This window comes from Terracoccus luteus (genome assembly GCF_003635045.1).
Lineage (GTDB): Bacteria > Actinomycetota > Actinomycetes > Actinomycetales > Dermatophilaceae > Terracoccus > Terracoccus luteus.
Genome location: NZ_RBXT01000001.1, coordinates 1,457,322 through 1,470,957, shown reverse-complemented (window position 1 = coordinate 1,470,957; position 13,636 = coordinate 1,457,322). Strand labels below are relative to the sequence as shown.

The 13,636-nt window shown below is 73.5% G+C and carries 11 protein-coding genes; 4 read left to right on the top strand and 7 right to left on the bottom strand.

All coding sequences use genetic code 11. From position 1 onward, the window contains the following. Positions 1–110: 110 nt before the first annotated feature. Positions 111–2,096 carry a threonine--tRNA ligase gene (thrS, locus tag DFJ68_RS06755; RefSeq protein ID WP_121032076.1) on the bottom strand — a complete coding sequence of 662 codons (1,986 nt, stop codon included), beginning with the start codon at positions 2,094–2,096 and terminating at the stop codon, positions 111–113. A gap of 232 nt (positions 2,097–2,328) precedes the next feature. Between thrS and DFJ68_RS06745 the strand changes: the two genes are divergently transcribed. Beyond that, entirely contained in the window at positions 2,329–3,318 is a 990-nt protein-coding gene (locus DFJ68_RS06745) for a hypothetical protein (RefSeq protein WP_211333284.1), read from the top strand. A gap of 6 nt (positions 3,319–3,324) precedes the next feature. Here the strand turns inward: DFJ68_RS06745 and DFJ68_RS06740 are convergent, their stop codons facing one another. The 3 genes from DFJ68_RS06740 to DFJ68_RS06730 are packed head-to-tail and all read right to left on the bottom strand — an operon-like array spanning position 3,325 to position 6,894. Further along, positions 3,325–4,221 (bottom strand): MaoC/PaaZ C-terminal domain-containing protein, encoded by an 897-nt coding sequence (locus DFJ68_RS06740; RefSeq protein WP_245963514.1) that lies wholly within the window; start codon positions 4,219–4,221, stop codon positions 3,325–3,327. Between the two features lie 4 nt (positions 4,222–4,225). Continuing rightward, entirely contained in the window at positions 4,226–5,587 is a 1,362-nt protein-coding gene (locus DFJ68_RS06735) for a 3-oxoacyl-ACP reductase (protein ID WP_245963513.1), read from the bottom strand. 2 nt (positions 5,588–5,589) lie between these two features. Further along, positions 5,590–6,894 (bottom strand): acetyl-CoA C-acetyltransferase, encoded by a 1,305-nt coding sequence (locus tag DFJ68_RS06730; RefSeq protein WP_121035163.1) that lies wholly within the window; start codon positions 6,892–6,894, stop codon positions 5,590–5,592. 134 nt (positions 6,895–7,028) lie between these two features. Here DFJ68_RS06730 and DFJ68_RS06725 point away from each other — a divergent pair, with 134 nt between their 5' ends. Together DFJ68_RS06725 and DFJ68_RS06720 are read left to right on the top strand one after the other, a co-directional pair. After that, positions 7,029–7,739: a TetR/AcrR family transcriptional regulator gene (locus DFJ68_RS06725; protein WP_211333283.1), complete on the top strand. Its 711-nt coding sequence runs from the start codon at positions 7,029–7,031 to the stop codon at positions 7,737–7,739. 12 nt (positions 7,740–7,751) lie between these two features. After that, entirely contained in the window at positions 7,752–9,728 is a 1,977-nt protein-coding gene (locus DFJ68_RS06720; RefSeq protein WP_245963512.1) for an acyl-CoA dehydrogenase family protein, read from the top strand. Positions 9,729–9,810: 82 nt separating this feature from the next. Here the strand turns inward: DFJ68_RS06720 and DFJ68_RS06715 are convergent, their stop codons facing one another. From DFJ68_RS06715 to DFJ68_RS06705, 3 genes are read right to left on the bottom strand one after another with little or no spacing between them, the layout of a single operon-like run. After that, positions 9,811–10,785, bottom strand: coding sequence for an NAD-dependent epimerase/dehydratase family protein (locus DFJ68_RS06715; RefSeq protein WP_121032072.1), 975 nt, complete (start codon positions 10,783–10,785; stop codon positions 9,811–9,813). A gap of 9 nt (positions 10,786–10,794) precedes the next feature. Next, positions 10,795–11,313 carry a flavin reductase family protein gene (locus DFJ68_RS06710; RefSeq protein ID WP_121032070.1) on the bottom strand — a complete coding sequence of 173 codons (519 nt, stop codon included), beginning with the start codon at positions 11,311–11,313 and terminating at the stop codon, positions 10,795–10,797. Next, complete coding sequence (locus DFJ68_RS06705; RefSeq protein ID WP_211333282.1) at positions 11,310–11,750, bottom strand: hypothetical protein; 441 nt, start codon at positions 11,748–11,750, stop codon at positions 11,310–11,312. The genes DFJ68_RS06710 and DFJ68_RS06705 overlap by 4 nt, the downstream gene beginning before the upstream one ends. Before the next feature lie 50 nt (positions 11,751–11,800). On the opposite strand from DFJ68_RS06705, the gene DFJ68_RS06700 reads away from it, so the two are divergent. Beyond that, entirely contained in the window at positions 11,801–13,570 is a 1,770-nt protein-coding gene (locus tag DFJ68_RS06700) for a glycoside hydrolase family 13 protein (RefSeq protein ID WP_121032068.1), read from the top strand. Positions 13,571–13,636: the final 66 nt, after the last annotated feature.

Genomic DNA, 13,636 nt, shown 5'->3' with positions numbered 1-13,636 from the left:
GGCGCCTCTCACCACCTCACCCGGCGAACACACCGAGCAATGTCCTGATCACCGAGTTGCACCTCGATGACCTGACCATTGCTCGGTGTGTTCGCCGGCGGCAAGGCGGGTCAGACCTGGCGGTGGTCCTCGATCGCGGCGAGGATCTCGGCCACCGCGTCGTCGACCGGCACGGCGTTCTTCTGCGACCCGTCGCGGAAGCGGAACGACACGGCGCCCGCGGCCCGGTCGTCCTCACCGGCGATGAGCACGTAGGGCACCTTGGCCTTGCTCGCGTTGCGGATCTTCTTCGGGAACCGGTCGTCGCTGGCGTCGAGCTCGACCCGGACACCCTTGCGCTTCAGCGTGGTGAGGATGTCCTGCACGTAGTCGGCGTACTCGTCGGCGACGGGCACGCCGAGCACCTGCACGGGCGAGAGCCAGACCGGGAAGGCGCCGGCGTAGTGCTCGACGAGCACCCCCAGGAACCGCTCGACCGAGCCGAACTTGGCCGAGTGGATCATGACCGGCTGCTGGCGCGAGCCGTCGGCCGCCTGGTACTCGAGGCCGAAGCGCTCGGGCTGGTTGAAGTCGTACTGGATCGTCGACATCTGCCACGTGCGCCCGATCGCGTCACGGGCCTGCACGGAGATCTTCGGGCCGTAGAAGGCGGCGCCGCCCGGGTCGGGCACGAGCTCGAGGCCGGACTCGGTCGCGACCCGCTCGAGGATGGACGTCGCCTCCGCCCACTGCTCGTCGGAGCCGATGAACTTGTCCTTCTTGTCGCCGTCCTCGTCGCGGGTCGACAGCTCGAGGTAGAAGTCGTCGAGGCCGAAGTCGCGCAGCAGGCCGAGCACGAAGTCGAGCAGGTGCTTGATCTCGGCCGGTGCCTGCTCACGGGTGACGTAGGAGTGCGAGTCGTCCATCTCGAGGCCGCGAACGCGGGTCAGGCCGTGCACGACGCCCGACTTCTCGTACCGGTAGACCGAGCCGAGCTCGAACAGGCGCAGCGGCAGCTCACGGTACGACCGCCCGCGCGAGCGGTAGATGAGGTTGTGCATCGGGCAGTTCATGGCCTTGAGCTGGTACTTCGCGCCCTCGAGCTCCATGGGCGGGAACATCGTGTCGGCGTAGTACGGCAGGTGGCCGGAGGTGTGGAACAGCCCGTCCTTGGTGATGTGCGGGGTGCCGACGTACTCGAACCCCTCCTCGACGTGGCGCCGGCGCGAGTAGTCCTCCATCTCGCGCTTGATGACGCCGCCCTTGGGGTGGAAGACGGGGAGCCCCGAGCCCAGCTCGTCGGGGAAGGAGTAGAGGTCGAGCTCGGTGCCGAGCCGCCGGTGGTCGCGGCGCTCGGCCTCGGCCAGCCGGTCGAGGTAGGCCTTGAGCTCGTCCTTGCTCGGCCAGGCGGTGCCGTAGATGCGCTGCAGCTGCGGGTTCTTCTCCGACCCGCGCCAGTACGCGGCGGCCGAGCGCATGAGCTTGAAGGCGTTGCCGATCACCTTGGTGCTCGGCACGTGCGGGCCACGGCACAGGTCGCCCCACGCCCGCGAGCCGTCGCGCCGGATGTTGTCGTAGATCGTCAGCTCGCCCGCACCGACCTCGACACCCGCACCCTCGGCCGCGTCCTCGGCGTCGCCGCCCTTGAGGCCGACGAGCTCGCACTTGTACGGCTCGTCCTTGAGCTCGTCGAGGGCGTCGGCGTCGCTGACGACCCGACGCGCGAAGGTCTGGCCCTCGTTGATGATGCGCTGCATCGACTTCTCGAGCGCCTTGAGGTCGTCGGGGGTGAACGGGGTCTCGACGTCGAAGTCGTAGTAGAACCCGTCGCGCACGGGCGGGCCGATGCCCAGCTTCGCCTGCGGGTTCACCGACTGCACCGCCTGCGCGAGAACATGGGCGGCGGAGTGGCGCAGCACGGCGAGGCCGTCCTCGCTGTCGACCGTGACGGGCTCGACGACGTCGCCGTCGGAGAGCACGTGGAAGAGGTCGCGCAGCTCTCCGTTGACGCGGGCGACGACGACGGCGCGGTCGCCGCCGACGAGGTCACCGGCCGTCGTCTGCTCGTCGACCGATCGCTCGCTCCCGGCGACGGTGACGCTGATCTGTGCAGACACGGTGTGGCTCCTCGTGAGGTGGTCGACGAACGGGTCGGATGCCGCGTGGTCGCGGCCCGGCAAGGGTATCCACTGCGCGCGGGAGGTCGCGACGCGCTTTGCGGCCGGTGGCGCCGACGACGTCGCTGGTGTCCCCCGGGCCGGTGCGACCCGCGTCGTCGGTGCCGCTGTGGGGCAGGTCGGTGACGTACCGTGCGGGGCGAACGGCATCCGTCACGCTGGAGGTCCCCCCGTGCCCGCGCTCCACCGCACCCGCTCGGCCGTGGTGGCCGTGACGACCGGCGCCCTGCTCGCCCTCGCCGCGTGCTCGTCCGCCACCGGCACCGGCGCCCCCGCGCCGGGGGCACCCGGCTCGTCGTCGCAGTCACAGGACGCGACCGGCGCGACCGGCAGTGGCGCCCCCGCGACGCCCACGACGTCCGCGCCCCCGCAGCTGCCCGGCGGGGGGCGCTCGCTGCTGCCGGAGTACCGCCTCGTCGGCTACGCCGGGGTGCCCGGCAGCAAGGCCATGGGGCGGCTCGGCATCGGCGACCTCGACGAGCGCGCCGCCGAGCTGAAGCGGGTCGGCACCGCCTACGCCGACGGCCGCAAGGTCATGCCGGTCCTCGAGCTCATCGCGACCATCGTCCAGGGGCGCCCCGGAGCCGACGGCAAGTACCGCTCCCGCGTCAAGGCCTCCGTCGTCGACGACTACCTCGCCGCGGCCCGCCGGGTGGGCGGCATCATGCTCATCAACATCCAGCCCGGGCGGGCCGACTTCCTCGACGAGGTCGAGCACTACGAGCCGTGGCTCGAGCAGCCCGACGTCGGCATCGCCCTCGACCCGGAGTGGGCGATGGGGCCGGGTGAGGTCCCGATGAAGGTCTTCGGGCACACGACCGGCAAGGAGATCGACGCGGTCGCCGCCTACCTCTCCGGCGTCGTCGCGAAGCACGACCTGCCCGAGAAGGCCCTCGTCTTCCACCAGCTCTCCCCGTCGATCGTCCGCGACGAGGACGACATCCGCACGCACCAGGGCGTCGTCGTCATCAAGTCGGTCGACGGCATCGGGTCACCCGGCGCGAAGACGAGCACGTGGAAGCGCCTGACGAAGGACCTGCCCACCAGCGTCGAGCCGGGCTTCAAGCTGTTCTACGAGGAGGACGGCGAGTTCGGGCCGATCATGACGCCGAAGCAGGTGCTGGCGCTGCGGCCGAAGCCCGACTACGTGCTCTACGAGTAGGCCGGCTCACCAGGCGGTGCGCGCGACGAGGTGCACCGTGTCGCCCCGCTCGGCGCGGAGGGTCGAGAGCGACCCGTGACCGGCGAAGGTCGTGTCGAGCGTGACCGTCGACGGCAGCGGCACCGGCCTGCGCAACCACACGTGGCTCGTGAGTCCCTCCCGCGGCAGCCGCGAGCCGAGGGCGGCGAGCACCCTTGCGTACGAGTACATCCCGTGCGCGATGGCCGACCGGAAGCCGAGTGGCCTGGCCGTCAGGGCGTGCACGTGGATGGGGTTCCAGTCGCCCGAGACCGCGGCGTAGGCACGCCCCGCGCCCTCCGCGAGGCGCCACCGAGGCCCGGGCCGGATGCCGGTCGGCTGGTCGGGTGCCGGCGGCTCGGACCGTGGTGCGTCCGGGTGCTCCTCGCCGCGGGCCAGGTAGGTGCTCACGCCCTCCCAGACCGTCTCGCCGGCCACGGTCGCCCGGGTGACGAGGTCGACCTGGCGGCCGCGGCGGTGTGGTCGGAGCGCCTCGGCCCACACCGTGAGGTCGAGGGGCTCGTCCGGCAACAGCCGGCGATGCAGCGCGACCCGGTTCTCGACGTGGACGGCGCCGAGCAGCGGCAGGGGGAACCCGGGGCGGGTCATGACGTGCAGCTGCAGGGGGAAGCCGAGCAGGTGAGGGTAGGTCGGCGGCAGCGGGCCGCCGACGGGGAAGCCGCAGAGGCGCGCGTAGGCGGCGACCCGGGCGGGGTCGGCGTGCACGCCGTAGCGGGCGACGCGGCCCCCGAGGTCGTCGCCGGACCCCCGTCGCAGCGCGGCCGTGGCGTAGAGGCGCCGCAGGTCGGGTGCCGCGGTCAGCACCGTGATCGGCGATGACCCCTCCGAACCGGAGGCCGCCGCGCCGCGGTCCGACGGTGTCACGGTGTCACGCCCCCAGCAGGCTCTGGCCGCAGACGCGCAGCACCTGCCCCGTGACGGCGCCGCTCGTGGGCTGGGCCAGCCAGCAGACCGCCTCGGCGACGTCGAGGGGCAGGCCGGCCTGCTGCAGGGAGTTCATCCGCCGGCCGACCTCCCGGGTGGCGAAGGGGATCCGCGCGGTCATCTCCGTCTCGATGAAGCCGGGGGCGACGGCGTTGACCGTGATGCCCCGCCCGGCGACGCGGCGCGAGAGGGCGTGCACGAGGCCGACCACCCCCGCCTTGCTCACCGCGTAGTTCGACTGTCCCCGGTTGCCGGCGAGGCCGGCGATCGACGAGACGCAGACGATGCGTCCGCCGTCACCCAGGCCGCCCTCGGCGAGCAGGGCCTGGTTCATCCGCAGCACCGACCGGAGGTTGACGTCGACGACGCTCGACCACTGCTGCTCGTCGAGGTTGACGAGCAGCCGGTCGCGCGTGATGCCGGCGTTGTGGACGACGACGTCGAGGCCCCCGTGTCGACCGCGGGCGTGCTCGACGATGCGGGCGCCCGCGTCGGGGGCTGTGATGTCGAGCTGCAGCGCGGTGCCGCCCACCTCGTTGGCGACGGCGGCGAGAGCCTGTCCGGCCGAGGGCACGTCGACGGCCACGACGCGGGCGCCGTCCCGGGCCAGCACCCGGGCGATGTCGGCGCCGATGCCCCGGGCGGCGCCGGTGACGACGGCCACCCGACCGGCGAGCAGGGTCGTCGACGACGCCGGGGTCGGCGTGTCGTCGACGACGACGACCTGCCCGTCGACGTAGGCCGAGCGTCCGGAGAGGAAGAACGAGGCGGCGGAGACGACACCGTCGGGCCGACCACCCTGCGCCAGGACGAGGTTCGCCGTCGCCCCGTCACGCAGCTCCTTGCCGAGCGAGCGCACGAACCCCTCGAGGGCGCGCTGGGTCACAGCCGCCTCCAGGTCGGTCACGGTGTCGGGGTCGCGACCGACGACGACCACCCGGGCGTTGCGGGCGAGCCGCCGCACCGCGGGCGCCCCGAGGGTGCGGAGCCGGTCGAGGTCGCCGAGGTCGACGGCCGCGCTCAGGTCGAGCACGACGGCACCCAGCCGACCGGCATCCGTGACCGGAGGGGTCCCGTCGACAGCACCCTCGGCGACCTCGGCGACCTCGAGGGCATCGACGGTGGTCACGCCGAGGGAGGCGAGGTGGTCGCGCACGGCGCCGGCGAAGGCGCCGCCGCCGGCGACGAGCACCGGGCTGTCGCAGAGGGGTTCGCCCGGCGCGAAGCGTCGCAGCCGGGTCGGCTGCGGAACTCCGACCCGACGGGCGACAGGCGAGGTGGCGAGGGTGGTGAACAGGTCGGGCACGGTCAGGCCTCCAGGATCGCGACGACGCCCTGGCCGCCGGCGGCGCAGATGGACACGAGGCCGCGGCCGCCGCCGCGCTCGTGCAGGGTCTTGGCGAGGGAGGCGACGATGCGCCCGCCCGTGGCGGCGAACGGATGGCCCGTCGCCAGCGAGCTGCCGTTGACGTTGAGGCGGTCGCGGTCGATCGCTCCCAGGGGTGCGTCGAGGCCGAGCCGGTCGCGGCAGTAGTCCGCGTCCTCCCAGGCGGCGAGCGTCGTGAGCACCGTCGCGGCGAAGGCCTCGTGGATCTCGTAGACGTCGAAGTCCTGCAACGACAGGCCGTTCCGTTCCAGCAGTCGCGGTACGGCGTACACGGGCGCCATGAGCAGCCCCTCGTCACCGTGCACGTAGTCGACCGCGGCGGTCTCGGCGTCGACGAACCACGCGAGCGGGTCGAGCCCGTGCGCGGCGGCCCACCGCTCGCTGCCGAGCAGCACGGTGGAGGCGCCGTCGGTGAGGGGGGTCGAGTTGCCGGCGGTCATGGTCGCGCCCTCGCCGTCACCGAAGACGGTGCGCAGACCGGCGAGCGTCTCGACGGTGGTGTCGGGGCGCAGGGTGTCGTCGCGGGTGAGGCCGAGGTAGGGGGTGACGAGGTCGTCGAAGAAGCCCCGCTCCCACGCCGCGGCGAGGTGGTGGTGGCTCGTGGCCGCCAGCTCGTCCTGCGCGGCGCGGCTGATGCCCCACTGGGCCGCGGTCGCCGCCATGTGCTCCCCCATCGACCTCCCGGTCCGGGGCTCGCGGTTCTGCGGGGCGTTCGGCACGACGTCGCCGGGGCGCAGCTGCGAGAGGGCGGCGAGGCGCTGGCCCACGGTGCGCGCCCGGTTGAGCGACAGGAGGATCCGCCGCAGGCCCTCGCTGACGGCGATGGGCGCGTCACTGGCCGAGTCGACGCCGCCGGCGACACCGGCCTCGATCTGACCGAGAGCGATCTTGTTGGCGACGAGCACGGTCGCCTCGAGCCCGGTGCCGCAGGCCTGCTGGACGTCGTAGGCGGGGGTCGCCGGGTCCAGCCGTGACCCGAGCACGGCCTCCCGGGTGAGGTTGAAGTCACGGCTGTGCTTGAGCACGGCGCCGGCCGCGACCTCGCCGAGCCGCTCCCCCGCGAGCCCGAACCGGGCGACGAGGCCGTCGAGCGCGGCGGTGAGCATGTCCTGGTTCGAGGCGCGGGCGTAGGCGCGGTCGGACCGCGCGAACGGGATGCGGTTGCCGCCGAGGACGGCGACCCGCCTCGGGGCGGCCGGGGGTCGCGAGGGGCTCTGGGCGGGCATCGGGCTCTCCTGGTGGTCGTGACGAGCGACGGGTGGCGCGACGCGGGTCGTTGCCGGCACGGTCGCCTCGGACGCGACCACGGTAACCGACACTCGCGGTATTCGATACAGCCGGTACCTGTTACCGTCGGGACATGACGAGCGAGCAGGCGATGGCGCCGACGCGCGACGGGCGTGACGCCCGCTGGACGCGTCACCGCGAGCAGCGACGGACCGCGATCGTCGACGCGACCATCAAGGCCGTGCGACGCCACGGCGCCTCGGTCGGTATGGACGACATCGCCGCGGAGGCCGGCACGAGCAAGACCGTCGTCTACCGGCACTTCGACGACAAGGCCGGCCTCTACCGGGCCGTGGCCGCGCGCATCGACGCCCGGGTCGTCACCCAGGTGTCCGCCGCGCTCGACCGCCCCGACGCCCGCGACGTCGGCCCCCGCGAGCTCATCGCCTCGACGGTCGACGCCTACCTCGCCCTCGTCGAGTCGGACACCGAGGTGTACCGCTTCGTCGTCAACCGCCCGCTCGTCGACCGGCCGCTCACCGACGACCCCGTGGGCGAGACCGTCGGCCAGGTCGCCGACCGCCTCAGCGACCACCTCGCCGGGTTCCTGCAGCCCTCGCTCGCCCGGGCCGACGCGGAGCACCGCCGCCGGGCACGCGTGTGGGCGGTCTCGCTCGTCGGGTCGGTGCAGGCCGTCGCCGACGACTGGCTCGCCCGCCCCGACCGCGAGCCGCGGGCCGACCTCGTGCAGACCCTCACCGACCTCGCGTGGCGCGGCCTCTCGGTCGTCGTCGCCCCCGCGTCCCGCACCTCCGACCGCACCCCCGACCGAATCTCCGACTGAAGGACGTCACCCGTGTCCGCCGTACCGACCACCAGCCGTCGACCCTCGCTGCCCGGCGCGAGCCGTCCTGCCGACCGCGCCGCCCTCGTCGACGGCCTCCGCGCCAGCCTTGACGCCGGGGCGGCCGAGGTGCGCGACGAGTGCCGTGCCCTCGACGTCGAGGCCCTCGCCCCGGCGGCCGAGCCCCTACCGATGGAGGAGCACCGTGCGCGCGTCACCGCGCAGCTGGCCTCCCTTGCCGGACGCTCGTTCGTCGCGGACGGCTTCCCCGAGCACCAGGGCGGCACCGGCCGGTACGCCCGCGCCGTCGAGGCCTTCGAGATGCTCGGCCACACCGACCTGTCCCTCTTCGTCAAGGCCGGGGTGCAGTGGGGCCTGTTCGGCGGCGCCGTCTCCCTGCTCGGCACCGAGCGGCACGACCACCTCCTGCCGCGGATCATCAGCGGCGAGCTGCAGGGGTGCTTCGCCATGACCGAGACGGGTCACGGCAGCGACGTGCAGCGGCTGGAGACCACCGCCACCTACGACCCCGCCACCGACGAGATCGTCGTCCACTCCCCCGGGCCGGGCGCCCGCAAGGACTACATCGGCAACGCCGCCCGTGACGGCCACCTCGCCGCCGTCTTCGCGCAGCTCGTCGTCGGCGAGGAGCAGCACGGGGTGCACTGCGTGCTCGTCCCGATCCGCGACGACGCCGGCCACCCGGCATCCGGTGTCACCGTCGGCGACGACGGCGCCAAGCTCGGCCTCGGCGGCGTCGACAACGGCCGACTGTCGTTCGACCACGTGCGGGTGCCGCGCACGAACCTGCTCGGCCGGTACGGCGACGTCAACGAGCACGGCGTCTACTCGAGCCCGATCGAGAACCCGTCACGACGCTTCTTCACCATGCTCGGGACCCTCGTGCGCGGCCGCATCTCCGTCGCCGGTGGCGCGGGGGCAGCCGCGCGCACCGCCCTGACGGTCGCCACCCGGTACGGCGACGCGAGAAGGCAGTTCGACGCCCCCGGCCGTGACGCCGAGGCGGCGCTGCTCGACTACCGCACGCACCAGCGACGCCTGCTGCCGCGCATCGCGACGGCCTACGCCCTGCAGTTCGCCCAGCACGACCTCGTCGACGCCATGGACGACGTCCTCTCCGGCCGGGTCGCCGACGAGGGCGACCGGCGGCGGCTCGAGGCGCGGGCGGCCGGGCTCAAGGCGGTGACGACCCGGCACACGACCGACACGGTGCAGGAGTGCCGGGAGGCGTGCGGTGGCGCCGGCTACCTCTGGGCCAACCGGCTCGCGGCGACCAAGAGCGACACCGACATCTTCACGACCTTCGAGGGAGACAACACCGTCCTGCTCCAGCTCGTCGCGAAGTCGCTTCTCGCGGAGTACCGCTCGACGTTCGGCGACCTCGACACCCTCGGCATCGTGCGCTTCGGGGCCCGGCTCACGGCCGGCACGTTCGTCGAGCGCTCCGCGGCCCGGGCCCTCGTGCAGCGTCTCGTCGACGCGACGCCGGGACGCGAGGACGAGGTGGTGTTCGCCGCCCGCGCCACGCAGCTGAGCCTGCTGCGCGAGCGGGAGGAGCACCTCGTCGAAGGGGTCGCCCGCCGGCTACGACGGGCCGACGCCCCCGGGGTCGACGCCTTCGAGGCCTTCAACTCGTGCCAGGACCACCTCGTCGAGGCCGCGAACGCCCACGTCGACCGGCTCGTGCTCGAGTCGTTCGCGACGGCGGTGGAGCGGTGCGACGACCCCGACGTCGCGCGGGTGCTCGGCCGGGTCTGCGACCTCCACGCCCTGAGCACCATCGAGCGGCACAAGGGCTGGTACCTCGAGCACGACCGTCTCGGGGCCTCGCGCACCAAGGCGGTGACCGCCCTCGTCAACGAGCTGTGCGCCGAGCTGCGCCCCCTGGCCACGGTGCTCGTCGACGCCTTCGGCATCCCCGAGGCGTGGCTGCGCACCGAGATGCTCGAGGGCGACACCGTCGGCTGACCGGCGTCACCGGCCCCCGAGCGGCACCGGCGAAGCAGGCGGCACGGGGGGTGCCGGCGGCACCGGCGGGGCCGACGCCCGGTCAGCGGTCGAGCAAGGGCCGCGCGATGTCGAGCCGGTCGTGCTCCACGAGCCAGCGCAGCGACTCGAGCACGGCCTCGTCGGGCTCGTACCGGGGCGCGTAGCCGATGAGGCGTCGGGCCTTGTCGATGCTGACGACGTGGCTGCGGCTCAGGTGCTCCCAGCTCGCGTCGGCGTGCTCGGCCGGGGTCTCGCCCCGGAACCGCTCCCACGACACGTGCTCGATCATCGCCCGCTGCCCGAACCACGAGGCGGCGATCTCGAGGTAGCCCCGCACCGTCAGCGCGCTGGGTGCCACGACGTCGAGATCCTCGCCCGCCACGGCGTCCCGGTCGGCGAGCGCCAGCTCGAACGCCTGGGCGACGTCGTCGGCGTGCACGTGGTGCATGGCCTCCGCCCCCAGCCCCGGCAGCACGATCGGGTCACCCGCCGACAGGCGCCACCAGACGCCCGGGTCGAGGTTGCCGAGCGGCCCGATGGGGTGCCAGCCCGGGCCGACGATGTGACCGGGGTGCAGGGTCGTCGTGACCAGCCCACCGGATGCCGTCTCGCTCGCCAGGTGCGCGGCGATCGCCGCCTTGGCGATGCCGTACTCCCCCACCGGCGGGGCGCCGTTCGCCTCCGTCACGGGCAGCCGCAGGCTCGGGCCGTGCCGCCAGATGGAGCCGCAGTGCAGCAGGTGGCCGGTGCGCCCACGCAGGCCCTCGACGAGCGTGGCCGCCGACTCGGGGGTGAAGCAGATGAGGTCGACGACGGCATCCGCCTCGACGTCGGCGACGGTGCGGGCGAAGGTGCCGTCACGCTCCGTGGCGTCACGGTCGACGACGACCTCGCGGACCTCGCCCCACGCGGGGTCGTCCGCGTAGCGCGGGCTGCGCCCGCGGCTGAGGCTGACGACCTCGTGGCCGGCCCGGACGAGCCGGGGGACGAGGAAGGTTCCGATGTGGCCGGTGCCACCGATGACGACGACGCGCATCGCCCCAGCCTAGGCAGGGGGCAGGTAGCGGCCGCGGCGGTGCACGAGCGGGGCGTCGTCGTCGCCGACGGCGAGGTGCTCGATGGTGGCCTCGACGAGGCGTGACCAGCCCACGTCGTGGACGGCCGCGGCGTCGAGCCGGACGCCGGCCCACGTCGCCACCGTGAGGGGCCGCGGCCCCCACTCGGTCTGCTCCCACCGCGTCAGCCGGAACGGGCCACCCGGGGCGGGCATGACGCCCGCGAACGCGTCGGCGACCTCGCGGTCACGCTGACCGAGCAGGGCGACGACCGCCGTGCCGGTGTCCTCCAGCCGGTCGAGCAGGTCGCTCTCGGGGTGGAGCAGCGCGACCACGCGACCCGGGTCGCCCGCCGCGACGAGGTACGACGAGACGGTGAGGCCGGCGCGCTCGACGCCCTCGCCGGCGGTCCAGAGCGTGACGGTGGCGCCGACCCGGGCCCGCAGCCGGCGCACCGGGTCGCGGTCCCCGTCGGGCGTCTCGAACGGGTGCTCGGTGTGGATGGTCACGCGGGGCCGTCGGCCGGGTCGCCCGCCTGCGGCCGGCCCGTCGCGGCCTCGTCCCCGGCGCCGCTCTCGTCACCGCTCTCGTCACCGCTCTCGTCGTCGCCGACCAGCAGCACGTCGTCGACCGCCACCGGCCCGGGCGAGACGACCTCGGCGTAGACCCCCGCGCACTGCGCGGGCTTGCGGGTGACCGACAGGGTGGCCTCGCCCATGCGCACGACCCGGCCGACGAGCTTGTCGAGCATGGAGTCGTCCATGTCGAGCACGACGTTGGCCTTGGGGTGCTCACGCACGTACTGGCCGGCGGTGACGAGGTGCACGGCGTGCTTCTTGGACCGGTTGCCCTCGGGCCCGGTCTCGGTCATCTCGACCCGGTCCAGCTGCTGCCCGGGCGCGTCCGAGTCGGGGTAGATGAACAGGCTCGACACGGTGGCGATCATGGTCACGACCGTAGCCGCCGTCGGGTGGTCCCGGGTGCAAGGATCGCCGCGTGAGTCCCCACGCCGACGACGCCCCGCCGCCCGCCGAGACCCCGACCGCCGGCCACCCGACACCGGTCCCCGCCCGGCGCGAACCGGGCTGGTGGCGTGACGCGGTGGTCTACCAGGTCTACCCACGTTCGTTCGCCGACAGCGACGGCGACGGGGTGGGCGACATCCCCGGCATCACCGCCCACCTCGACCACCTCGCCGACCTGGGGGTCGACGTCCTCTGGCTCTCGCCCGTCTACCGCTCGCCGATGGACGACAACGGCTACGACATCAGCGACTACGAGGACGTCGACCCGCTCTTCGGGACCCTCGCCGACCTCGACGCCCTCATCGAGGGGTGCCACGCCCACGGCATCCGGGTCGTCATGGACCTCGTCGTCAACCACACGTCCGACGAGCACCCGTGGTTCGTCGAGGCGCGCGACCCGGCCTCGCCGAAGCGCGACTGGTACTGGTGGCGTCCGCCGCGCGAGGGCCACGCGGCAGGCACCCCGGGCGCGGAGCCGACCAACTGGGGCGCGGCCTTCTCGGGGCCGGCCTGGCACCTCGACCCGCACAGCGGGGAGTACTACCTGCACCTCTTCTCGCCCAAGCAGCCCGACCTCAACTGGGAGAACCCGGAGGTGCGCAGTGCGGTCTACGCGATGATGCGGCGCTGGGTCGACCGCGGCGTCGACGGGTTCCGCATGGACGTCATCAACCTCATCAGCAAGGACGTGGGCCTCCCCGACGCGCCGCAGGAGCCCGGGCAGCCCTACGGCAGCTCGTTCGACCTCGTCGCGAACGGGCCGCGCCTCGACGAGTATCTCGCGGAGATGAACCGCGAGGTCGGGCTCACCGACCAGCACCTGCTCACCGTCGGAGAGATGCCGGGCTCGACGATCGACGTCGCCCGGCGGGTGACCGACCCCGACCGTCGCGAGCTCGACATGGTCTTCACCTTCGAGCACGTCGACCTCGACGTCGCGCCCGGTGGCGCCAAGTGGGACCTCGCCGACGTGCCGCTGCCGGTGCTCAAGCGCAGCCTCGAGCGGTGGCAGGTGGGCCTGGCCGACGTCGGCTGGAACTCGCTCTACTGGAACAACCACGACCAGCCCCGCGTCGTGTCCCGCTTCGGCGACGACTCCCCCGAGCACCGCGTCGCCTCGGCGAAGACGCTGGGCACCGTGCTGCACCTGCACCGGGGGACGCCGTACGTCTACCAGGGCGAGGAGCTCGGCATGGCCAACGCCGGCTTCGAGACCCTCGAGCAGTACCGCGACATCGAGTCGGTCAACTACCACGCGGAGGCGACGAGCCTCGGTCTCGCCGCCGAGACGGTCATGCGGTCGCTCGCCGTCAAGAGCCGTGACAACGCCCGCACGCCGATGCAGTGGGACGACACGGCATCCGCCGGCTTCACGACCGGGACGCCCTGGCTCGCAGTCAACCCCGACCACGTCGACGTGAACGCCGCTGCGGCGCGGCGCGATCCGCAGTCGGTGTTCGCGCACTACCGCGCGCTCATCGCCCTGCGTCACTCTGACGAGTGCGTCGTCGACGGCCGCTTCGAGCTGCTGCTGCCCGACCACGAGCAGCTCTGGGTCTTCACCCGCACCCTCGGCGACGAGCGCCTGCTCGTGCTGGCCAACTGCTCGTCGGATGCTGTCACCGTCGACCCGTCTCACGTGCCCGACGTCGTCGGCGGCGAGGTGCTGCTCGCGACGCACGACGGGCGCACCGGCCTCGATCTCGCCCCGTGGGAGTCGCGGGTGCTGCGCCTCGCCTGAGGGCCGGTGACGCCGGAGCACCGCCGCGGACACCACGACGGCCCCGCCCGAGAGGGGCGGGGCCGT